Raw genomic sequence first — 22,527 nt, forward strand, 5'->3', positions numbered from 1 at the left:
TTGTTGAAGAAGGATATTTTCCTGTTTTAAGCGAATTTCAAACAAACCTTACAGGAATACAGGTATTGAAAATAACAGGAACGAGGAGGTATGAGATATGAAGATTAATAGAATAGATCATGTGAGTATAAACGTAAACGATCTTTCAGTGGCTAAAGCGTTTTTTCTTGATTTAGGACTTGAAGTGCAAGCGGAATGGGAATTGGAAGGAGAACAGTTGGACAGAATAGTTGGGCTTAATGATGTTAAAACGGCATGTGTAGGATTGGGGATGCCAGATGGTCAAGCATGGATAGAGCTAGTCAAATTTTATACACCGTCAGATGAAATAGATTTTCAGCAACCTTTTGCAAATACGCTGGGTATCCGACATATTTGCTTTACTGTTGAAGATATTGAAGCTATTGTTGCAAAATTGAAAAAGAAGGGCACGGAAATCTTTAGTGAGATACAGCAATATGAAGAAAGTTATAAGTTATGCTACGTTCGTGGTCCAGAGGGAATTATTTTAGAATTGGCGGAAAAAATCAGATAAATATTGAATGGGACTTTAAATGATTTAAAACTCCAACTTTAAAGATTTCTTCTTAAACTATCGTAGCAGGATTGTGGAATAAGGAGATGTATATTCAGTGTAATAATATATTTAGCGATATTCCTGTATATTGGTGGATTGCTGTAGGATGGGCATTAGATTTGCATTTAGATAGAATTACCAGAGAACATGAAGACATCGATATTGTCATCCTGAGATCCGAACACCTTCTACTTTCAAAAGTATTTGTATGATGATTGGGAAGGGTATAAAGCATTCAAAGGGAAATTGATACCTTGGGAAATAGAAGAAAAGCTAGGTTCTCAATTTGATAATATATGGGTAAAGAAAAAAGACGAGATAACCTGGACCTTCCAGGTTATGATCATAGATTCAGAGGAAGATTATTGGATTTACAAACGAAATGGTACAATAAGAAGGAAACTAACTGATATCGGATTGAAAACTTCTGCGGGAGTTCCTTCCTTAAGACCAGAAATTCAGCTTCTATATAAGGGTGGAAGGCGTTAATTAGAGAGAAAGATGTTGTTGATTTAGAGAACGACTGCCAACGTTAGATCATACAAACCGAGAATGGTTAAGAGAATCTTTAACCATCCAGTACCCTAATGGACATCAATGGATCGAACGAATAAATTCCTATTCCAAATGAACGCATATAACTCGTCAAATAGAAAACTGGAGTAAGGGTGGTGTATCGCTTCCCTTATTTTTTCTTTTAGTGTAAATAATTCAAGTTAAAAGGTGAAGTCCTATGAGTAATATTGTCATTTTAGCAGAAAAACCATCGCAAGCTAAGGCTTATTCCGACGCCTTTTCGATAAAAAAGAAAGATAAAACGTTTATTGAGTTAAACCCATGCAGCATCTTTCCGAATGGCGCCGTGATAACATGGGGAATCGGTCATTTGGTCGAGCTGAAGCAACCAAAAGAATATAAGTCTGAGTGGGGAACGTGGCGTTTATCTTCCTTGCCTATTTTGCCTGAACGTTATGAATTTAAGGTCGCATCAGGGAAATATGAACAATTTAATGCGGTAAAACGGTTATTTAAAGAAGCAGACATCATCATTAACGGTTGTGATGTTGATCGTGAGGGTTCGAACATCTTTTATTCGATCTACCATATGACAGGTGTGAGAGGCAAGCCCATTAAACGACTTTGGATTAACTCTTTAGAAGTGGACGAGGTTCGAAAAGGGTTTTCTAATCTTCACGATAACGAGAAAGATCTATTACTTTATTCAGAAGCCAAAACACGTCAGATCTCTGATTGGCTTGTTGGAATGAACGGAAGTCGCCTTTATACGTTACTTTTACAACAAAAAGGTCTAAAAGATAGCTTGAGCATTGGTAGAGTGCAGTCGCCAACAACGTACTTGATCTATCAAAGGCACCTCGAGATCGAGAATTTTGTTCCAAAACTTTTTTATGAAATTGAAGGGAACTTTACAGCAGCAAACGGAAAATACAAAGGAAAAGCAAAAATAAAAAGTGAAAAACAAGAAGAAGTTCAACAGCTGTTAAATCAGCACAACATAACAGGAAACGATACCGGCATCATAAAATCCGTCTCAAAAAAGGAAATGCGTATCAAATCACCTAAATTGCACGCTCTCTCCACCCTACAATCAACAGCAAATAAACGATGGAAATACAGTCCGAAGAAGGTTCTGGATACGGTTCAGAAATTGTACGATAAGAAAATCCTATCCTACCCAAGAACAGATACACAATACATTACGGAGAATGAGTTTGCCTATCTAACTGCTAATCTTGAGTCCTATCAAGATCTCATAGAGAATCGTTTTTCTGTAGCTTCTAAAAGACCTAGTAAAAGATATGTAGATGGATCAAAGGTTCAAGAACACTATGCGATTATTCCTACAAAAAAGGTTCCAACGCGCGCAAGAATTCAAGGGTTATCGATAGAAGAGAGAAATATTTACTTTGAAGTGTTGAACACGACCCTTGCCATGTTTCATCATGATTACGTGTACGAAGAAACAAAAGTAACAACGAATGTAAATGGTTTAGATTTTGAGACAGTAGGAAAAACAGAAATCAGCAAAGGATGGAAGGAACTGTTTAACTACAGTTCTAAAGACAACACAGCTATGAAAGATGAAAACTCTACTCAAGCTCTTCCTAAACTTGAAAAAGGGGAGAAAGTAGAGAGTAACGTCAAAATGAAAGAAGGTATGACAACCCCTCCTAAACCCTACACGGAAGGTCAACTCATTTCGATGATGAAAACATGTGGGAAGTCGGTCGAGAACGAAGAAGAAATGGAAATATTAAAAGAAGTGGAAGGCTTAGGTACTGAAGCGACTCGGAGCGGAATCATCGAAACCATTAAAAAACACCAATACATCGAAGTGAAAAAGAACATTGTTCACATTACTGAGAAGGGGAAGGTTTTATGCCAATCAATAGAAGGCAACCTGCTTTCTAGTCCTTCCATGACGGCCAAATGGGAAACATATCTAAAGAAAATAGGAAACGGAAACGGTACACCTCAAGCTTTTTTGGGAAGTATCGCAAAGTTCTTAAATAAATTGATTGAAGAAGTGCCTGGACAATTGAATGCAGAATCTATTCAGCAGAGTATTGATGTTGTTAAGAAAGTGAATCAAAACCCAATCGCTGTATGTCCTCGGTGCAAAAAAGGAAGCATCAGCATGAATCGTTCTTTCTATGGTTGCTCAGAATATTCGAATGGTTGTAAGCAAACCTTCCCAGGGAAATTGCTTAGTAAAAATATTACTGAGAAACAAGTGAAGGATTTGTGTACGAAAGGCAAAACAAGTGTCATTAAAGGATTCAAGCCAAAAGCCAAAGAAAAGAGGAAGTTCGATGCTATGCTCATATTAAAAGATGATTTTTCGATAGGATTTGAATTTCCTAAAAAGCAATTTGCAAAGAAATGAAAAAAGATATGATTGATTTTGTTTCAAAATTTCATAATGTAGTTTTAGGTGAAATGGAAGCGAACGATGGTCACAATGACAATCATTTTGACTTATGTTTTACTTGTCGTCTCTTTTGGAAGTATACAAAAAAGAATGTGTTTCTCTTTATCGGCTTGCTTATTTTATTACCTATGCTCTTAATGATGATTTCAAAAACAACTATGTTAACGCAAACATAAGACTCTGCCTTGCTTTTTTTCTTACTTTGGGGATTACATTAGTTGTATTTTTGGTCGCCTTCATTAAATCCTTTAGACTTCGCCGAAAATAATGATGTTAATCCTGATTAGAAGGCTCGTCATAGACGAGTCTTTCATGTTTTTATAAAAAGCAAAATATTTATTTGGAAAACAGTTGACATTATAGCTACTCGGTCATACAATGTAGAGGTAATGAGTAATACTTAATAGCGTGAACTCACATAAGCTATTAAGTATATTTTTTTATTACAGTACTAAGTCATACTTATTATAAGTCAGATGAAATAAAGGAGGCTTTTGACATCGAAAATTTAACAGAGATGCTGAAGGGTTCGCTTGAAGGCTGCGTGTTGGAAATTATCAGCCGTCATGAAACCTACGGCTATGAGATTACACGCCGCTTAAACGATCTAGGGTTTACAGAAGTTGTGGAAGGTACGGTATACACAATCCTCGTGAGATTGGAAAAAAAGAAATTGGTAGACATAGTCAAAAAGCCGTCAGATATGGGACCACCTCGAAAGTTTTATACACTTAATGAGGCTGGTAGACAGGAACTTGAATTATTTTGGAGAAAATGGGATTTTGTATCATCAAAGATTAACGTCTTGAAGTCACAATAGGCTCATAAGATATTTCGTCCGTAATTTTTAATTGTAGCGAGAACAAGGAGGAAAATAATATGTTGGAATGGATTAAAAAAATGATAGGTGATAAGAAAGAATACAAAATGATGATGGCACGTGTTGAAGCACTTCCGGAGGAATATCAATTTGTATTTAAAAAGATTCAAACCTATATGTGGAACTTTTCATCAGGCAACGGGATGGATATGCTGCACATTCAGTATGAGTTAATTGATTTGTTTGAAGCAGGTGCAGCTGAAGGCAGATCAGTGCTAGAAATTACTGGGGAAGACGTGGCGTCCTTCGCAGACGAACTCGTGGCAAATGCTAAAACCTATTTTGCTAAATATCGTGAAGATTTGAACCAAAGTATTAAGAAGGAGTTAGGAAAAGAATAAGATAAATGGCTGAATAGCTTGTAATGGGGACTATTCAGTTATATTTTTGAACGGTACTAAGTAACACTTATTATCAGTAAGACTTAATAGTGATGATTTAATTTTTTACATTAAGAATTTTATTAGGAGGAAAAGCATGAATCAAACAGCGATTTCTATAAATAGGTTAAAGAAGTCCTTTAAAGACAAGGAAATTTTAAAAGGAGTAGATCTTGAGGTGCGACGGGGAGAGATCTTCGCGTTGTTAGGATCAAATGGAGCGGGAAAGACGACGACAGTCAACATTCTCTCCACACTGATGAAAGCGGATGATGGAGAAGCCTTTATCGCAGGGTTTGATGTTCAACGTCAACCAGATCAAGTTCGAAAGAGTATTAGTTTGACAGGGCAGTTTGCTGCTTTGGACGGAATGCTTACCGGGCGGGAAAACCTGACGATGATTGCCAAGTTAAGGGGTGTTTCCAGACCAGCTCAAGTCGCCGATCAATTACTTGCAAGATTCAGCCTGACCGAAGCAGCGAACAAACGCGCAGATCAATATTCTGGTGGGATGAAACGAAGGCTTGATATTGCGATGAGTCTAATCGGAACACCGGAAATCATATTTCTTGATGAACCAACAACAGGACTTGATCCTGAAGCACGTATTGAGGTTTGGAATACTATTAAGGAACTTGCTAATGGTGGCACGACTATTTTGCTTACCACTCAATACTTGGAGGAAGCCGAGCAACTCGCAGACCGAATCGCTATTCTGCATGGTGGAAAAATCATCAAGACCGGAACACTTTTAGAACTTAAAGAGATGTTCCCGCCAGCGAAAGTGGAGTACGTTGAGAAGCAACCATCACTAGAGGATATTTTCCTCGCCATCATCGGTAAAAAGGAGGGTATTTAAATGAGAAGCATAACAGGAATTTTACTAGGACGCTTAATGCGTAACATCATGCGAAGTCCAGATACGATTATCACGGTGGCTATTACACCAATTATGATGATGCTCCTGTTTGTCTATGTGTTCGGTGGTGCGATTGAAGCAGGAACAGACAACTATGTCAATTATTTATTACCGGGTATATTGCTTATGGCAATTGCAACGGGTGTCGCATATACCTCCGTTCGGCTTTTTACAGATGTGAAGAGTGGGTTAATGGCACGTTTTATAACTATGCCAATCAAGCGATCGTCTGTATTGTGGGCTCACGTGTTAACCTCTCTTGTTTCTAATGCCCTTACAATCTTAATAGTTATCCTTGTCGCACTGTTGATGGGCTTTCGTTCCAACGCAGATATTATGGATTGGCTTTCTGTTATAGGTATACTTGCACTGTTTACTCTCGCTCTGACCTGGCTCGCGGTCATACCTGGTTTAACTGCGGTGTCTATGGAAGGGGCAACAGCTTACTCGTATCCACTAGTATTCTTACCCTTTATTAGCTCAGCTTTTGTCCCAACCGAAACCATGCCTAAAATGGTTCGTGTCTTTGCTGAAAACCAACCTGTGACTTCCATTGTGAATGCGATTCGTGCCTTATTGTATGATGGGTCAGTTGGAAACGATATCTGGATTTCGCTTGCCTGGTGCATAGGAATCATGGTGGTTGCTTACTTCTTTGCAAGTAAACAGTTCAAAAGCCAGTTGGATTAAGAATCTGCAGACAACTATAAAAGGAGACAAAGCCAGAAGCGCTTTGTCTCTTTTTGTGATCAGTTTTTAAAGGGGAGATCATCTGAACATTGATTCTTCAATGGACAGACAAGGAGGAGAGGAATAATGATTACTATTAGTCAGTACATTATTTAAAAATTAGTTAACATAATATTTATTATAGGTAGCTATATATTATGTACAGAAGTTCATCTCAAAACTTAAGATTACTTAAGATAGTGAGACAAAATGAAAAAATTCAAGTATTATTCAAAATTCTACAAAAGTGCATTTTTTTATCCAGTTTTGTCTTTTATTTAATTGATTAGAGTTTTTTTATCTTATTTTTTTTTGAAAAAATTTTTCTTTAATTCCTTTCAATGATCTCGTAACTCTCCAGTTGATTTTAACCACATTTCTTTGATTAATATCTTTCAACACGTTCATTAGACCTAATCTCATAAAAACATGCACCAAAGACCTTTATTCTGAATAGGATTCGTTGTATAATACTTTAATTCCGATAAGTTTAATAGGATTAGGAGGGTTATTTTGGCACATTCATCAGTTAACACACAGATATCTCAATCAAGTAAACGGCATTATACTACGGTTGTAACAGAATTAAGTCCTTTACAAAAACCATGGGCTGCACTAGGAATTCTCTCAGCGCTAATATTGTTATACTTTATTGTTAATACAGCTAATTGGACTCAGGGAATTCTGTTCATTATAGGTATTTTGCTAGGAAATGCATTGCTATATGCTCGATTTGGCTTTACTTCTGCATTTAGACGACTAGTATCCGTTGGTAATGTTCAAGGACTGCAAGCACATATGGTGATGCTGGCAGTTGCATCTATATTATTTGCTGTAATTTTAAGTACAGGATTTAGCTTTACGGGATCAGCACCTGAAGGAAATGTATCACCAGTGGGAATCAGCATACTATTTGGTGCTTTCCTGTTTGGAATCGGCATGCAGCTAGGAAATGGCTGTGCTTCAGGTACACTTTATTCGTTAGGTGGCGGATCTTCTTCAATGATTCTAACCCTGATTTCTTTTATTGCAGGTTCTGTTATAGGCGCATATCATTTCACGTTCTGGATGGGATTACCTTCCCTCCCTCCAATCGCATTCAACCAGATACCTGGATTTGGCTATCTTGGTGCATTGGTATTTCAGTTAGCATTGTTTGGCCTAATCTATTGGATCACTGTTCAAATTGCTAAAAAGAAGAATCCTCCTATGATGAAACCACTGCCGACAACAGTTGGATGGAAAAAGGTATTGCGCGGATCTTGGCCGCTGTTTACGGCAGCAATTGTTTTAGCAGTATTGAATGCAGTAACTTTAGCGGTTAAAGGAAGTCCTTGGGGTATCACTTCAGCATTTGCACTATGGGGTTCAAAAGCGTTGATGGCAACTGGAGTTGATGTATCAAGCTGGGGTTATTTCACTGGAAGCAAAGGTGATGCTTTATCAAAAAGTGTTCTTACAGATGCAACGAGCGTAATGAACTTTGGAATTATATTAGGAGCTTTTATATCTGCTGCTTTTCAAGGAACATTTAAACCTGGAAAAATCAAACCAGGAATTGCAGGAGCTTCTATTATTGGTGGTTTATTGATGGGCTACGGTGCGCGTTTAGCATTTGGCTGCAACATCGGTGCTTACTTCAGCGGAATTGCATCCTTCAGCCTTCACGGCTGGGTTTGGGCAATTATGGCGATGGCAGGAACATTCTTAGCTTTATTCATCCGTCCGATATTCGGGTTGAAAAACCCAAAATCAAATGATTCTGTTTGTTAGAAAAGAAAAAGCTAGTGGTTGGGATACATAGTCCATGCCACTAGCTTTATAATTTATATTTGTTTTCTGTCGCTCGTTTTACCTGCTTACGAATTCGGGTTCATTTCTTGTAGTTAATTCTTAAGATTTAATCTTAGTAAAATTCTCGTAAAGCTCTAAAGCTTCCTTGACTGAATATTTCTCATGCACAATAGAATGGATTGCTTTCATCATAGCTAAAGGATATTCAGATTGCCAGATGTTCCTTCCCATGTCTACGCCAGCTGCTCCCTGATCCATGGCATTATAAGTGATATCCAGAGCTTCTTTAATAGTATCAAACTTCGGTCCGCCGGCAATGACAATTGGTACCGGACACTTGCTAGTAACTTGCTCGAAGTTTTCGCAATAATAGGTTTTAACAATATCTGCACCCATTTCAGCTACTACCCTTGAGGCCAAGGCTAGGTATCTGCCATCTCTTTTTTCGAGTTCTTTCCCTACTGCTGTAATTCCAAGCACAGGCAGGCCGTAATCATGTGCGGCGGTTACTGTGTGAGCAAGATTCGTAACAGTTTGAGTTTCATAATCTGAACCGATAAATACAGACACTCCTACCCCGATGACATTATGGCGGACAGCTTCCTTAATGGAAGTGACGATTGTTTCATTGGCAAGGTCATTAAGGACTGTTGCTCCTCCCGATACCCTTAACACCATTGGTTTTTCAGTATCTTCAGGTATGCAGGCAGAAAGTGTTCCTCTGGTTAAGTATAATGAATCTGTATATGGCAGCAGATCTTTTACAGTTTCTCCCGGCTTTTCAAGACCATGTACAGGTCCAAGAAAATAACCATGATCGATGGCAAGCATAACTGCTCTTTTATTCGGTAAGATTTTATTTAATCGGTTTTGAAATCCCCAACTCATTCGTAAACACTCCTTTAATTAACCTTTGGTTTGTCAATCACAATAGAATCGTTCTCCCCGATATGGGGTGATTTGACGAAGACGGCCTTGAAGGTTTGATTGGATGAATTAATAAGATAGTGAGAATCGTGAGGTCTGCATTGAATCATGTCACCCGGTTTTGCAGGGACACGGTCGTTATTTATATAAAAATCAATCTCACCTTCTAAGATGTAAAAAATCTCCTCACAAATAGTATGGTAGTGATTAGGAAAGTCTTGACCTGGTTTAAGTACAACAACGCCAATATCTACGTTGGGACCTTTGGTTAAATACTTTGGACCATTGTCCCCAAATCGATATTCAAAGTCTGACTCATTTACTTTCTTCATCGTTTCACCTCCTTTCATATTATTGGAATCCTGGCGCCTTCCACATATGCGCGGTCACACCTTCATCTGCGAGCTGAAGCTGCCTCTCATAAACAACTCTCCACTTTTCATAGATTTCAAGGTACTTTTGATGATTCGCCTCAACTGGTTCATGTACTCGGTCCCACGTTACGACTTTCTCAACCGCTTCTTGAATGCAACTGTACAAGCCTGCCCCCACTCCGGCATATAAAGCTGTGCCGAGCGCAGCTGATTCCTTAACCACTGGCACCTTCACTCTTACACCTAACACGTCTGCAAGCGTCTGGCTCCATAGACGCCCCTTTGAAGCTCCGCCTATAAAAATGACCTCTTCTGGGTAAAATGATGTAACATCTTCAATGAGTTTCAAGTTTCCTAAAGTGATAAGAGCTGCATTTTCCTGAAGAGATTTAAACATCTCTTTTTTTCCTGTTTTGTTGGGATCGAGAGTGAGATTTATGAAAGAAGGAGCTGCATGTCTCCAAGAGTAATAGTTCATAATATCTGAAAAAACCGGAATGATTCCGTTCGAACCAACAGGCACATCCTTTGCCAGTTCCTCTAACAGATAATAAGGATCACAGCCGTTTGCTTTTGCTGCAACAACTTCTTCTTGGCAAAAAGCATCCCTGAACCATCTCATGACAAGACCTGGAAAGAAGGCAATCGTTTCAATTTGCCACAAATCTGGAACTGCGTGGCAATTAATACGGACTCTACCATTTTCATCTGAGAACGGCTGTTTCGTATTCACTTCCTGTTGCCAAAAAGATCCCCCTGACACAACAGTTTGCTGGTCTTCAATTGCTCCGGCCCCAACAGTTCCCATTTGGGCATCTCCTCCGCCGGAAACGACTTTAGTTCCATGGGCGAGTCCGGTACTTGACGCTGCCTCTCTGCTTATCTCACCGATTAACGTTCCCGCTTCGTTTACCGGTGTTAAAATAGAATCTTTAAGTCCACATTCCTGCAAATAGCCGGATGCCCAATCCCTTTTTGTCAAATCAAATATGCCAGTAGTACAGCCATTTGAAGGATCCACTTGCAGCGTACCGGACAATTTGTAGAGAATCCAATCGTTAATCATGGTCATCGCTGCTGTTTTTTCATATAGATCTGGCAAATTGTTTTTCAACCAAAGTAATCGTGGTACGGCACCTAAGGCAAATGTTTGGCCAGATAATTGATAAAGCTTTTGTTCTAGTTCCTTGCAGGTCTTCTTTAGTTGAGAAACTTCCTCTGATGCCCTCGAATCCACGTTCGCACAAGCCCAAATTTCTTTCCCGCTGGAGTTATAAAGTACGATTCCTTCTCTCATACTCGTAGCACTAATTGCTTTGATATTATGAGGTTCAACTCCTGTTCGGCTTAAAACATCCTTGATACAGCTTATAAGTAATTGCCAATTCGCTTCATAATCAAATCCCATCGAACCCGGATAACGCTCATCCGACAGGTGAATCCATTCTTCCTGTGAGCATCCGATTTGATTCCCATCTAGATCAAATAAAACAGAACGGATACTCCCTGTACCTGCATCAAATGCCAGAATGTAATCCATTTTTTAACTTCACCTCCATTTCTAATAATGATTTTGCTGTCTCTTCATCGGTAATCATTGTGTGGATATAATCTCCTTTTAACGCACCATATATGGCTTCTATCTTTTTCTTACCACCGGCCACAGCAATGACATTTTTTAATTGCTTTAACTTAGATAAAGAGGTGCCTATCAATCTCTTATGGTGAGGTAAATCTAATACTCTTCCATCCTTGTCATAATATTGGCCAAGAATATCCCCTACTGCCTGCTGTTGCTTGATATAAGCTAGCTCATTTACTGTCATTTTCTCTTCCTGAATAATCGTCGCATCCGGATAAATACCGCCAATTCCCACTACGTTGTATTTGGAAAGATTCGCAAGTTCAAGAATCTCTTTTATGGAAGGTTCATGCAGGAAGCTGTCAGCCATTTCTTCTGAAGAGGCAAGGAATGGAGCAGGAATGACGTGGATTTCCTGAAAGTTTTCCATCCCTCCATCTTGTGACCTGCGACTTTGCAAATAATAATTCACTCCGCCGGTAAGGGTGACGACAGAAATATTTCTACTTGGTTCCATAGAAAGAAAATCAACTGTTTTACTAATCGCTCTCCCCCATCCGAGCCCAATTATGTCGTTCTCTTGCAGTTTATTTTGCAAATATTGTGAAGCTGCCCGAGAAAGGGAGTCACTCAATTCCGTCTCTTTATAAGGGGCAGGTATGACAAAAGCATCCTTAACGGAAAAAAACCGCTTAAATTCCTCTTCTATTCCAAGGCAATTTCTGTCATGACCTTTTATATGAAACTGTACGATTCCTTCCCCTCTTGCTTTTTCAAGGAGACGAACAACCCTTGCTCTGGAAATTCCTAATAGTTTAGCAATGTCATTCTGAGTCAAATTGTCCTTATAGTAATACCAAGCAACTCTGATCATCATGTTTTCTATATAAGTATCCTGATTCATTGACTCATCACCTTCTGTACATTTGTTCAATCTCAGTTTTTTTGTTCAGTCTTACGCAGAGTATATGGAGAACGCACAGTTATTTAGAACATAAAAAACAAAAAGTGTGAAATAGATAAAACTACTTGTAATAATTTTGGGATCTGCTGTGTAAATAAGTAAAAAGCTCCATAAATGAATTGAACATAATTTCAAGTCATTTCATTTTGTTCATTTTGGAAGCGCTTTCTAAAAGACTTAGGTGGTGTTAGTACATGAAAGATACATCCACTCCTCTCTTCCGTGCCGTTAATATCCATAAGTCATTTTCGGGAAATTCAGTATTAAAAGGTGTATCGCTCGAACTGAACAAAGGTGAAGTCCATGCTATTGTAGGTGGTAACGGGGCAGGCAAATCTACACTGATGAAGATCATTACTGGATTATACAAGGCGGATTCTGGAGACTTAGAAGTTTCAGGAGAAGTAGTTACCTTTTCCTCACCTGCAGATGCCCACTCAAAGGGTATATATCTGGTTCCACAGGAGCCGCTTATTTTTCCAAACATGAATGTACAGGAAAACATATTAATTGGCCTGCCCGGCAAAAAACAAAAGCTAATACCAAGAATTAATTTAATTCTTGAACAATTGGATTGGAAGGTGGATCTGCAGAGAAGTGCGTCAACCCTTTCTATTGCAGAACAACAGTTAGTAGAAATCTTGCGGGGTTTAACACGTGAGGCAAAAATATTAATATTGGATGAGCCTACTTCTACCTTGACCTTCAGTGAGATCGATTCGTTGTTTAAAACAATTAAGCGTCTAATGGAAGACGGGCTTGGGGTTTTCTATATTACTCATCGCTTTCCTGAGATTTTCACACTTTCGCATACTGTATCTATTCTGCGGGATGGATTTGTTTCTTCCCAAGGACCTACTACCGAATTTACCTATGAAACGTTACTTCAAGGATTGGCTCCTGTTAATTCACATAGACTCTATTCGGAGGAAATGTATAAAGAAAATGAATTCACTAAAACAGCTGCTGACTCATCTCCTGTTCTTTCAGTTAAGAATCTCTGCGGGAGCCGCTTTCATGACATTTCTTTTGAATTAACAAAAGGCGAAATATTAGGGATAGCAGGAGTCGTCGGAGCAGGCAGAACAGAATTAGCGGAGGCAATCTTCGGGTTAACTAAAGTAACAAACGGCACAATTTCATTATGCGATGAAGTGATTGATCAACTATCAGTGCGGCGCCGAATTCATAAAGGATTGGTCTATGTACCGGAAGACCGTCAGCAGCATGGGGTTTTTTCTATTACCTCAATTCAAAGCAATATCTCTTCTACTTTGCTACATCGTTGGAATGGCACCTTCATTCCCTTTCAGAAGGAAAAGACTACCGCAAGTCTCTATATGAAAAACTTAAAAATAATTGCAACGACTGTAAAACAAAAACTGAGTAATTTATCAGGTGGAAATCAACAGAAAGTAGTCCTTTCAAAATATTTAGCCTCTGAACCAATGGTAATAATTCTCGATGAACCAACCAGAGGAATTGATGTAAATGCCAGAAATGATATCTATCGCATCATTAAAGATTTAAAAGCAGCCGGTCTAGCTGTCATCTTGATTACCTCTGACATAGAAGAAATTGAAAAACTGAGTGACCGAGTTCTTATTATGCATCAGGGAAAAACAGTGAATATTTTATCTAAGGAAGAAATAACGAAAGACGCCATTACGTCGTTTGCATTTGGTGCGAAGAATGGGGTGGTCGGATAGATGGTGGACTTTATGGTTCGACTCCTTAAAGCACGAGAGTTGTCAATTGTTATTTTAATGATTGCCTATATTTTATTGGTGGGAGCTATTAATCCTGATTTCATTTCAGGGGACTCAATCTCTTTGCTAGTGAAAGCCAGTGTCATATTAATTGTGATGGCAATTGGTCAGTCGTTTGTTCTCTTAACATCAAATATTGATGTTTCCGTGGGATCCATAATGGGGCTTTCTGCAGCAGTATGCGGGGGTTTCTTAACGAATGGCAACTCCCTTTGGGTTGTTGTTCCGGTTGTGATTCTAATTGGTACTGGCATCGGATTAATCAATGGAATTGGCGTCTCTTTTTTCCGCATCCCTTCTATCATCATGACGCTTGGAATGCTCGGAGTGGTAAGAGGCTGTATGCTGCTTTATACAAAAGGAATGTGGATCGAAGACATACCCAATTACTATAAAAAGCTCTCTTCCCTTAAGTTTATTGGAATCACTTTACCGGTTTGGATCACCCTGTTTCTTTTGATCCTGACCCACATTTTGTTAAAGAAAACAAGGATTGGCCACTATTTCTATGCAGTAGGTGACAATGTAGAAGGAGCAAAGCTTGTAGGAATTCCTGTTCAGAAATTAACAGTGTTATCCTTTATTCTCTCTGGGGCATCCGCAGCAATTGCGGGAATGTTCTTCGTTATGAATATCGGGTTTGTTCCGAATCAAACAGGGAGCGGTATGGAATTGCAAGTCATTGCTGCAGCTGTACTTGGAGGAGTCAGTCTGTCTGGTGGCCTTGGAAGTATTTTAGGCGCAGGTATTGGTGCACTCTTCTTCACGATCATCAATAGCTCATTGATTTTCTTAAAAATCCCATCTTATTATAATTCGGCTATCTCTGGGATGCTCTTGCTGATAATAGTAGTCGGTGATTCTAAACTTCAAAAATACTTGAAAGAAAAAACGTTTAAACAGCGGGAGATAGAATTGATGAGGCTTCAGTCTCCACGAGGAGGTGTTGAAAGTGCTCCATAATATCAAGCTCTTTCTAGTATGGGAAACATTTCTAACATTTTTCCTGCTCTTCATCGTACTCATATTCGGTCTCATCACACCCGGGTTTCTGGATGTAAATAACCTGCTCTACAGTATGAACGATTTTGCATATATCGCGCTGGCAGCAATTCCGATGACCTTTGTGATCATCACAGGCGGCATTGATGTATCTGTTGGATCAATTATGGGTCTATCATCTATAACGCTTGGAGTATTGTGGATGAATGGAATAAACATTTGGATCGCTCTAATCATAACATTGCTTATATCAATAGCAGCGGGTTTCATTAATGGTTTTATTGTCGCTAATACGACCGTTCAGCCACTAGTTGTCACTTTAGGGGGAATGTTCTTATTCTCAGGTATCGCCCTCGTTTTATCCGGCGGTTCCAGTGCTTCAGGTTACGAAGGAATAAGCGGTTTTCCTTCTTCCTTTGTTGAATTGGCGAACGGTCAGCTGCTTGGAATCCCAAATTCAATATGGATTTTGTTAGCAAGTATACTCCTCTTTGGTGCCGTTCTCCATCTAACTCGTTACGGCCGTAACGTCTACTTAGTTGGAATTAATATAAAAGCAGCACGATTCAGCGGTATTTCTACAAAATGGACCCTTTTGAGCACCTATATGCTCTCAGGTCTTGGAGGTGGTATAAGCGGTATCATCCTTACTTCTTACTTTAGTTCAGCAAGATCGGACTTAGGCGCTGATGCCGTTCTACCTATCATCACGGCAGTCGTATTAGGAGGCACCAGTATATACGGTGGAAAGGGAAGCATTATAGGAACGGCAATAGCAAGCCTAATTATTGGCATCATGCAATACGGGTTACAAATGGCGAGTATGACCAGCCAGCAAACCAGTGTCGTTATTGGATTAATGTTAATTTTCTCTGTTTTACTTAGAAACACTAGATGGCAACGCTTAAAAGAAATGATTCACTATGTCACTAGTCTAAGAGATAAAAAGGGAGGAATTTAAAATGAATCGTTTAAAACCAATTGCATTTTTACTATGTTTGATTTTAATTACCGGGACATTATTTGGATGCAGTAACTCTGAAGAAAAAGACGGTAAAAAAGATGCCAAACTCGCTTTTATCCCTAAACTGACCGGAGTCGGCTTCTTCACTTCCGGCGGGAATGGTGCAAAAGAAATGGCCGATACTTTAGGGGTAGAGTTAAAATATGACGGTCCTTCTGAAGCATCGGTATCTGGCCAGGTCAAATACATCAACAACTTTGTGAACCAGGGTTATGATGCATTGATGATCTCCTCTGTCTCAGTAGATGGATTAAGCCAGGCACTTAATCGTGCAAAAAAGAAAGGAGTTAAGATCTTAACATGGGATTCGGATGTTAAACCTGAAGATCGCTCTTTCTATATTAATCAAGGAACTCCTGAACAACTGGCAGAACTGCTCATTAAAATGACATCTGACCAAATCGGTGATTCTGGCAAAGTAGCCTTCTTTTATTCAAGCCCGACTGTTACCGACCAGAACCAATGGGTAACAAAAGCAAAAGAGATTATCGCAGAAAAATATCCTAATTGGGAAATCGTAACAACTCAATATGGTGAAAACGACGCTCAAAAATCTCTGACTGTCGGAGAGAGTATCCTAAAGACGTATTCTGATATTGATGCTGTCATTTGTCCGGATGCAACTGCCCTCCCAGCAATGGCCCAGGCTGCAGAAAACCTGAATAAAGCAGGAGACGTCGTCATCACGGGCTTCTCTACTCCAAACGTTATGCGCGACTATGTAAAACGTGATACGGTTAAACAATTCGGTTTATGGGATGTTAAGAAACAAGGGGCATTAGCAGCCTATGTAGCCTACCTCATGACTGTTGAAGGCAAGGAACTTAAAGTTGGCGATGAGTTTGATGTACCAAATATCGGTAAAGTGAAAATTGAACCGAATAGCATTCAAGGATATGATTATGAGGCTGAGGGAAGCGGCATTATACTGCTGCCAGAACGTGTAGTATTTACGAAGGAAAATATTGATGAATATGATTTTTAATTAAAAGGCTTAAGGTTTAATAGGTTGCCTTCTGGCAGAATCTATTAAACCTTTTTACTTCATCCGAACATTTCTTCTTACTATTTATTCTTTGGTTTCACCATACTAGATAACAATTTTACTGTTATGTTTTGCAATTTTCTTTATTTCCTTGCCCAGTCCTGTTTCCTAAAAGAGAGCACTTATGCAGTGTCTGCCGCATGCAATCCCTCTATTATAAATTTATACACCTTCTATTCGAACCCCAATGAGCAATGAGCTTCGTTCAGTTATAGTTACTGCTTGAAAAATCCTAATTATGAGCATAAAGTAATAAAACAAAAAAGCACCCTGTGAAGGTGCATTTTGCTATGGTCAGACTTAACTTAACACATTGAAATATCTGGCTTCAGGGTGTGCAAATACAATCGCAGACACGGAGGCTTCGGGTTCCATCATACAGCCATCTGTTAACTGTATGCCGATATCTTCCGGTTGAATCAGCTTGAATAACTTTTGCTGATCTTCAAGTTCTGGGCATGCAGGATAGCCAAATGAAAACCGCTGCCCCTGATATCGTGCTGAAAACCGCTCTCTCATTGTAAAATCAACAGAATCAGGAAATCCCCAGCGGTCACGCATTTGCTGATGAACAAGCTCTGCGAAACCTTCAGCAGTTTCAAGTGCCAATGCTTGAAGTGCGTGACTCTCTAAGAAACGTCCTTGCTCTTTCATGTCAGCTGCAAGCTCTCTTACACCTGTACCCGCAGTTACAGAAAAGAAGCCAACATAATCCATTTCCCCGCTATCTTTTGACTTAAGGTAATCTGCTATACAGAGATATGGCTCTTTTGTCTGTCTCGGAAAATCAAATTTCTCAATAATTGTTTGATGATCTACAGGATCGTAAATCAAAACACTGTCTCCATCTGATTGTGCCGGAAAGAACTGATACATTGCAGAAGGATTTATTAAGTCTTTTTCTTTTGCCTCAGTTAACAACGTATCAACGATTGACTTGATATGAAGAGTCTTCTCGTCTTTTTCCTCAAGCAATCTTGATATCTTTCCTTTTACGCCAAGGTGATGACCTAAAAGCATCTGTAAATTAATATATGGCTGTATGTGAGACAAGGAATAGTTTCTTAAAATATGCCTTTTTGTATCACTTGGTATAAAAACCGGTGCTTTTTGTGATACGTTTGATCTTACTTTAACAGCTGTTGCAGTTGCTGTACCTCCATCGGATCGTCCAGAGTCTAATACAACCGTTCTCTTTCTTTCACTGAAATCAGCGGCGAGCTTTTCATGATCCTCAGGAGTTTGAAGTTGATTTGCAAGTGATAAGCCTTCCATCGCATCTTTCGCGTACAGAACCATCCCATTATATTCCTTAGAGATTTTCGTATCGGTAAATTTTCTGGATAAAGCGGCGCCTCCAACTAAAATCGGTGTGGAAATACTCGCTTCACGCATGTCATTTGCAGTTAAAACCATTTGTTGAGCTGATTTTACCAACAATCCTGACAACCCGATAATATCAGGTTTGTTCTTCTTTACAGCCTCAATCAATTCAAGCGGTGTGACTTTAATACCTAAATCTATAACTTGGAATCCGTTGTTGCTTAATATTATGTCTACAAGGTTTTTCCCGATATCATGAACATCGCCTTTAACGGTTGCTAGCAATACTTTTCCTTTAGATGATGAAGTATCATTACTCTCCATGTATGGTTCTAAAAATGCTACGGATGCTTTCATTACTTCTGCACTTTGAAGAACTTCAGCAACGATAAGCTGGTTTTCGTTAAATAATCTTCCGACTTCTTTCATGCCATCCATGAGCGGTCCGTTTATAATTTTTAATGGTGCAGAGTATTGCTTTAATGCCAATTCTAAATCAGGAATTAACCCTTCCTTAGTACCTTCTAAAATGTAGTATTGCAGCCGCTCTTCTAACGTCATGTCAGGAAGATTGGATTTCGTTTCTTTCTTTTTCCCTCGATAAAATTCAGTAAAGATTGCCAATGCCTCATCGGTTGTTTTAAATAACAGATTTTCCGCCATATCGATTTCGTCTTTAGAAATAGAAGCGAAACGTTCTAGTTTCTCTGTGTTCACGATCGCATAATCCAGTCCTGCTTGTGTGCAGTGGTACAGATATACGGCATTTAGTACTTCACGTCCTACAGGCGGAAGTCCAAATGACACGTTGCTCACTCCGAGAATCGTGAGACATTGAGGAAAACTCTCTTTAATCAGCCGGATTCCTTCAACCGTTGCATTTGCTGAACCGATATACTGTTCGTCACCAGTACCTACAGGAAAAACGAGCGGGTCAAAGATGATATCTGAAGGTGAGACTTTATACTTCTCTACTAAAAGCTCATACGATTCTTTTGCAATTTCAAGCTTTCGTTCTGCCGAAACACCCATTCCTTTTTCATCAATGGTTCCGACTACTACTGCCGCTCCATATTTATGCAGAAGCGGAATCACTTTTTCAAAACGTTCTTCTCCGTCTTCAAGGTTAATAGAATTGATGATCGCTTTACCCTGTGAATATTTTAAAGCAAGCTCTAAAACGTTTTCATCAGTTGAGTCGATTACAAAAGGAATTTTTACCTTCTTAACTGCCTCCTTCATGAATTCTTCCATGTCACTTTTTTCATCTCTGTCTGGATCTGCTAAGCAGACATCCAGTACATGTGCGCCGCCTTTTACTTGAGCTCTTGCGATTTCAGCAGCTTCCTCAAACTTTTTCTCTGCAATAAGCCTCTTAAACTTTCTTGAGCCAATTACATTCGTGCGCTCACCGACCATGATCGGCCGTAAAGTTGGGTCATCATAAATGAAAGGTTCAATTCCTGAGACCATATGCGTTTCATTCGTTTGAATCGATCGTGGTGAATATTTCTTCATTACTTGTGACAATGCTTCTATATGTTTAGGCGTTGTTCCGCAGCAGCCTCCAACAATATTAAGCCAGCCTTTTTCTGCGAATCCTGATAATTTTGCTGCTAATGTTTCAGGAGTCTCATGATAATTTCCTTCTTCATCCGGCAGTCCTGCATTCGGGTAGCAGCTGACTGCAGTTGTTGATAAATTAGAAAGCGAGCGGATATGGTCTTGCATGAATTCAGGTCCAGTCGCACAGTTTAAGCCAACTGCTAACGGATTCATGTGTTTTAATGAAATATAGAACGCTTCAATCGATTGACCAGCTAATGTTGTTCCCATCGGTTCAATGGTTCCTGATACCATAAGAGGAATTCGTTTTCCTGTTTGCTCAATCGCTTGTTCGATTCCTAAAAAACCTGCTTTTACATTCAGCATATCCTGGCTTGTTTCCAAAAGCAGCAGATCTGCACCGCCGTCGATCAGTCCTCTTGCTTGCTCGGCATAAGCTTCCCTTAACGCATCAAATGTCGTACCGCCAGTAACGCTTAATGTTTTAGTAGTTGGCCCCATTGAACCGGCAACAAAACGCGGCCATTTTTCGGAAGATACTGCATCAGCTGCTCTTCTCGCAATTTCCGCACCTAACTTATTAATCTCATAAGCTCGTACGCCAAGATCATACTCGTCTAAAACAAGATTAGTTCCCCCAAAGGTATTCGTTTCAATGATATCTGCGCCAGCTTGCAGATACGTTATGTGTATGGATTCAATAACATCTGGTGCTGTAACATTTAAATATTCATTACACCCGTCATATTCCTCGCCGCCAAAATCCTCTGCTGTGAGCTTTGCTTCTTGAAGCATCGTCCCCATTGCGCCATCCATAATTAATATTCTCTTTTTCAGCTGATCTTCTATTGATGTCTTAGGCATTCTGCGACCTCCTAGCTAACAGGGATGGATGATTCGTTCGTGCATATTTGGCTAATTCAACAGTTAGTTCATAACGCATAAATGGAGTGATGAGATAAATACCATTAAAAAGATCCATAGCTGTATCCAAAAGAGACTTTGCTATATTTAAACCTTCAACACTTGCTTGTTTAGGATTTTCTTTAAATTTCCCCATTTGTTCACGTACAGAGTCAGATAATTTTATCCCCGGCACTTCATGATGAAGAAATTCAGCATTTTGTGAACTCGTTAATGGCATTATTCCTATATAGATTGGTTTATCAATGTGTTTGGTGGCTTCATAGGTTTCAATTAGCTTTTCCTCTGAAAACACAGGCTGACTTATAAAATAGTCCGCACCATATTCAATCTTCTTTTCTAAACGTTCAACAGCTTTATCAATTAACCTGATGTTTGGATTAAAAGCTGCTCCTACACTAAAGGAAGTTTTTTCTCCAAGTTCTTTTCCTGATAATGATAATCCTTGATTAAACTGCTTAATGAGTTTGATCAGTTCGAATGAAGTAACATCATATACAGATGATGCACCAGGAAAATCACCGACACTTGCTGGATCTCCAGTTACAGCTAATACTTCACGGATTCCGTGTGTATGAAGCCCCATTAAGTGTGATTGAAGTCCGATTAAGTTCCGGTCACGGCACGTAATATGAACGAGCGGCCGAATGTTTAATTCTGACTGAACAACCGACCCTAATGCAGAATTGCATATTCGTGGGGACGCAAGAGAATTATCAGCCATTGTAAGAGCATCGATTCCCGCTTCTTTTAAAGCCTTCGCACCCTCCATAAATCGAGACGTATCAAGTTTGCGAGGCGGGTCCAGTTCAACAATGATGGATTGTTTCTTCTTTACTTCTTCACAAAGCGGAACATATTTAGACTTTGAAGCTGACTTAATTACAATATCCCTTTTTCTTTGTTTTACTTCTTTCTCTTTTACAGGCTGCAGGTTCTTAAGCTCGGTCGAGAAAGCACGTATGTGTTCAGGTGTTGTACCGCAGCAGCCACCTAGAACACTGACGCCTTGCTTTCTGAACAAATGAGCACATTCTTTAAAATACTCAGCATCACTCTCATATTGGAACTTCCCATCTGAATATGAAGGCAGTGAGGCATTCGGAAACGCAGATAAAAATGCTTGTTTAGGAATCGGTACTTCCTCAAGTGTCTTCAGCATGTGATAAGGACCTAACCGGCAATTTAATCCCACTACATCCGCACCGATTTCCTCAAGACGCAACAGAGCTTCTGAAATTGGAGTTCGGTCTTGCAGAAAGCCTATTTCCTGAAGGGAAACTTGAGCAATGATTGGAAGAGACGTTTCTTTTCTAACAATCTCTAATACGGTTTCGAGTTCTTGCAGATCGTAATACGTTTCCAGCTGTATACCGTCTACGTTTTCCATGAGTAAACAATAGAGCTGTTCACGAAAACTGCGTTTAATTTCATCAAGCGAAATACTGTTTGGTTTAATGCCGCGGATTCCGCCAATGGTTCCTACGACATATTCGTTTTTGGCAGCTCTTCTCGCAATTTGAACAGCTGCCTTGTTGATTTCTTTTACTTGATCTTGGAGGCCATACCGTTCTAGCTTTGAATAGTTGGCTGCATACGTATTTGTTTGAATGATGTCAGCGCCGGCATTTAGATAAGCCCGGTGAATATTATAGATTTGTTCCGATTGCGAAAGATTTAATTCTTCGTAACAAAAGTCCGAGCCGTACGAATACAGAAGAGTACCCATAGCACCATCGCCGATTAGTATCTTGTTTTGTTTTAAATCAGTTACTAAGCTCATGTAAGCCTCCTT

At 39.4% G+C, this 22,527-nt stretch carries 18 protein-coding genes; 12 read left to right on the forward strand and 6 right to left on the reverse strand.

Annotated features, from left to right (window positions below; all coding sequences use genetic code 11):
- Window positions 1–97 precede the first annotated feature (97 nt).
- From ACFQ4X_RS08110 to ACFQ4X_RS08145, 8 genes are all read left to right on the forward strand, one after another.
- Window positions 98–535 carry a VOC family protein gene (locus ACFQ4X_RS08110; RefSeq protein WP_379834303.1) on the forward strand — a complete coding sequence of 146 codons (438 nt, stop codon included), beginning with the start codon at window positions 98–100 and terminating at the stop codon, window positions 533–535.
- 86 nt (window positions 536–621) lie between these two features.
- Window positions 622–789, forward strand: coding sequence for a nucleotidyltransferase domain-containing protein (locus ACFQ4X_RS08115; RefSeq protein ID WP_379834305.1), 168 nt, complete (start codon window positions 622–624; stop codon window positions 787–789).
- 521 nt (window positions 790–1,310) lie between these two features.
- A complete protein-coding gene (locus ACFQ4X_RS08120) occupies window positions 1,311–3,485 on the forward strand; it encodes a type IA DNA topoisomerase (RefSeq protein WP_379834306.1) in 2,175 nt (724 codons plus the stop codon).
- A 544-nt stretch (window positions 3,486–4,029) separates the two neighbouring features.
- Window positions 4,030–4,350: a PadR family transcriptional regulator gene (locus ACFQ4X_RS08125; RefSeq protein ID WP_379837084.1), complete on the forward strand. Its 321-nt coding sequence runs from the start codon at window positions 4,030–4,032 to the stop codon at window positions 4,348–4,350.
- A 59-nt stretch (window positions 4,351–4,409) separates the two neighbouring features.
- Window positions 4,410–4,751: a DUF1048 domain-containing protein gene (locus ACFQ4X_RS08130; RefSeq protein ID WP_379834308.1), complete on the forward strand. Its 342-nt coding sequence runs from the start codon at window positions 4,410–4,412 to the stop codon at window positions 4,749–4,751.
- A 136-nt stretch (window positions 4,752–4,887) separates the two neighbouring features.
- Window positions 4,888–5,649 (forward strand): ABC transporter ATP-binding protein, encoded by a 762-nt coding sequence (locus ACFQ4X_RS08135; RefSeq protein ID WP_379834309.1) that lies wholly within the window; start codon window positions 4,888–4,890, stop codon window positions 5,647–5,649.
- Complete coding sequence (locus ACFQ4X_RS08140; protein ID WP_379834311.1) at window positions 5,650–6,399, forward strand: ABC transporter permease; 750 nt, start codon at window positions 5,650–5,652, stop codon at window positions 6,397–6,399.
- A gap of 552 nt (window positions 6,400–6,951) precedes the next feature.
- Window positions 6,952–8,211, forward strand: a complete 1,260-nt coding sequence (locus ACFQ4X_RS08145; RefSeq protein ID WP_379834312.1) for a YeeE/YedE family protein — start codon at window positions 6,952–6,954, stop codon at window positions 8,209–8,211.
- Between the two features lie 120 nt (window positions 8,212–8,331).
- Here ACFQ4X_RS08145 and lsrF read toward each other — a convergent pair whose 3' ends face one another.
- From lsrF to ACFQ4X_RS08165, 4 genes are read right to left on the reverse strand one after another with little or no spacing between them, the layout of a single operon-like run.
- The gene (gene lsrF / locus ACFQ4X_RS08150) at window positions 8,332–9,120 is read right to left on the reverse strand and encodes a 3-hydroxy-5-phosphonooxypentane-2,4-dione thiolase (RefSeq protein WP_379834314.1); all 789 of its coding nucleotides are present in this window, start codon (window positions 9,118–9,120) and stop codon (window positions 8,332–8,334) included.
- Between the two features lie 14 nt (window positions 9,121–9,134).
- Window positions 9,135–9,491, reverse strand: coding sequence for a cupin domain-containing protein (locus ACFQ4X_RS08155; protein WP_379834315.1), 357 nt, complete (start codon window positions 9,489–9,491; stop codon window positions 9,135–9,137).
- Between the two features lie 19 nt (window positions 9,492–9,510).
- A complete protein-coding gene (gene lsrK / locus ACFQ4X_RS08160) occupies window positions 9,511–11,073 on the reverse strand; it encodes an autoinducer-2 kinase (RefSeq protein WP_379834317.1) in 1,563 nt (520 codons plus the stop codon).
- Window positions 11,051–12,019, reverse strand: coding sequence for a sugar-binding transcriptional regulator (locus tag ACFQ4X_RS08165; protein WP_379834318.1), 969 nt, complete (start codon window positions 12,017–12,019; stop codon window positions 11,051–11,053). The genes lsrK and ACFQ4X_RS08165 overlap by 23 nt, the downstream gene beginning before the upstream one ends.
- 254 nt (window positions 12,020–12,273) lie before the next feature.
- Here ACFQ4X_RS08165 and ACFQ4X_RS08170 point away from each other — a divergent pair, with 254 nt between their 5' ends.
- From ACFQ4X_RS08170 to lsrB, 4 genes are read left to right on the forward strand one after another with little or no spacing between them, the layout of a single operon-like run.
- Complete coding sequence (locus ACFQ4X_RS08170) at window positions 12,274–13,788, forward strand: sugar ABC transporter ATP-binding protein (RefSeq protein ID WP_379834320.1); 1,515 nt, start codon at window positions 12,274–12,276, stop codon at window positions 13,786–13,788.
- Between the two features lie 12 nt (window positions 13,789–13,800).
- The gene (locus tag ACFQ4X_RS08175; RefSeq protein ID WP_379837086.1) at window positions 13,801–14,811 is read left to right on the forward strand and encodes an ABC transporter permease subunit; all 1,011 of its coding nucleotides are present in this window, start codon (window positions 13,801–13,803) and stop codon (window positions 14,809–14,811) included.
- A 1-nt stretch (window position 14,812) separates the two neighbouring features.
- Entirely contained in the window at window positions 14,813–15,811 is a 999-nt protein-coding gene (locus tag ACFQ4X_RS08180) for an ABC transporter permease (RefSeq protein ID WP_379837088.1), read from the forward strand.
- Window position 15,812: 1 nt separating this feature from the next.
- A complete protein-coding gene (gene lsrB, locus ACFQ4X_RS08185) occupies window positions 15,813–16,859 on the forward strand; it encodes an autoinducer 2 ABC transporter substrate-binding protein LsrB (RefSeq protein WP_379834322.1) in 1,047 nt (348 codons plus the stop codon).
- Window positions 16,860–17,219: 360 nt separating this feature from the next.
- Here the strand turns inward: lsrB and metH are convergent, their stop codons facing one another.
- Window positions 17,220–20,672: a methionine synthase gene (gene metH / locus ACFQ4X_RS08190; protein WP_379834324.1), complete on the reverse strand. Its 3,453-nt coding sequence runs from the start codon at window positions 20,670–20,672 to the stop codon at window positions 17,220–17,222.
- Window positions 20,665–22,515 carry a bifunctional homocysteine S-methyltransferase/methylenetetrahydrofolate reductase gene (locus tag ACFQ4X_RS08195; RefSeq protein WP_379834326.1) on the reverse strand — a complete coding sequence of 617 codons (1,851 nt, stop codon included), beginning with the start codon at window positions 22,513–22,515 and terminating at the stop codon, window positions 20,665–20,667. Before ACFQ4X_RS08195 ends, metH begins: the two co-directional genes overlap by 8 nt.
- Window positions 22,516–22,527 lie beyond the last annotated feature (12 nt).

Source organism: Fictibacillus halophilus, from assembly GCF_042680145.1.
Taxonomy (GTDB): Bacteria; Bacillota; Bacilli; order Bacillales; family Fictibacillaceae; genus Fictibacillus; species Fictibacillus halophilus_A.

Excerpts from the sequence above, each read along its gene's own strand:
- ACFQ4X_RS08110 (WP_379834303.1), top strand. The coding sequence starts at position 98 with ATGAAGATTAATAGAATAGATCATGTGAGTATAAACGTAAACGATCTT.
- ACFQ4X_RS08115 (WP_379834305.1), top strand. The coding sequence starts at position 622 with ATGTATATTCAGTGTAATAATATATTTAGCGATATTCCTGTATATTGG.
- ACFQ4X_RS08120 (WP_379834306.1), top strand. The coding sequence starts at position 1,311 with ATGAGTAATATTGTCATTTTAGCAGAAAAACCATCGCAAGCTAAGGCT.
- ACFQ4X_RS08130 (WP_379834308.1), top strand. The coding sequence starts at position 4,410 with ATGTTGGAATGGATTAAAAAAATGATAGGTGATAAGAAAGAATACAAA.
- ACFQ4X_RS08135 (WP_379834309.1), top strand. The coding sequence starts at position 4,888 with ATGAATCAAACAGCGATTTCTATAAATAGGTTAAAGAAGTCCTTTAAA.
- ACFQ4X_RS08140 (WP_379834311.1), top strand. The coding sequence starts at position 5,650 with ATGAGAAGCATAACAGGAATTTTACTAGGACGCTTAATGCGTAACATC.
- lsrF (WP_379834314.1), bottom strand. The coding sequence starts at position 9,120 with ATGAGTTGGGGATTTCAAAACCGATTAAATAAAATCTTACCGAATAAA.
- ACFQ4X_RS08155 (WP_379834315.1), bottom strand. The coding sequence starts at position 9,491 with ATGAAGAAAGTAAATGAGTCAGACTTTGAATATCGATTTGGGGACAAT.
- lsrK (WP_379834317.1), bottom strand. The coding sequence starts at position 11,073 with ATGGATTACATTCTGGCATTTGATGCAGGTACAGGGAGTATCCGTTCT.
- ACFQ4X_RS08165 (WP_379834318.1), bottom strand. The coding sequence starts at position 12,019 with ATGAATCAGGATACTTATATAGAAAACATGATGATCAGAGTTGCTTGG.
- ACFQ4X_RS08170 (WP_379834320.1), top strand. The coding sequence starts at position 12,274 with ATGAAAGATACATCCACTCCTCTCTTCCGTGCCGTTAATATCCATAAG.
- ACFQ4X_RS08175 (WP_379837086.1), top strand. The coding sequence starts at position 13,801 with ATGGTTCGACTCCTTAAAGCACGAGAGTTGTCAATTGTTATTTTAATG.
- lsrB (WP_379834322.1), top strand. The coding sequence starts at position 15,813 with ATGAATCGTTTAAAACCAATTGCATTTTTACTATGTTTGATTTTAATT.
- metH (WP_379834324.1), bottom strand. The coding sequence starts at position 20,672 with ATGCCTAAGACATCAATAGAAGATCAGCTGAAAAAGAGAATATTAATT.
- ACFQ4X_RS08195 (WP_379834326.1), bottom strand. The coding sequence starts at position 22,515 with ATGAGCTTAGTAACTGATTTAAAACAAAACAAGATACTAATCGGCGAT.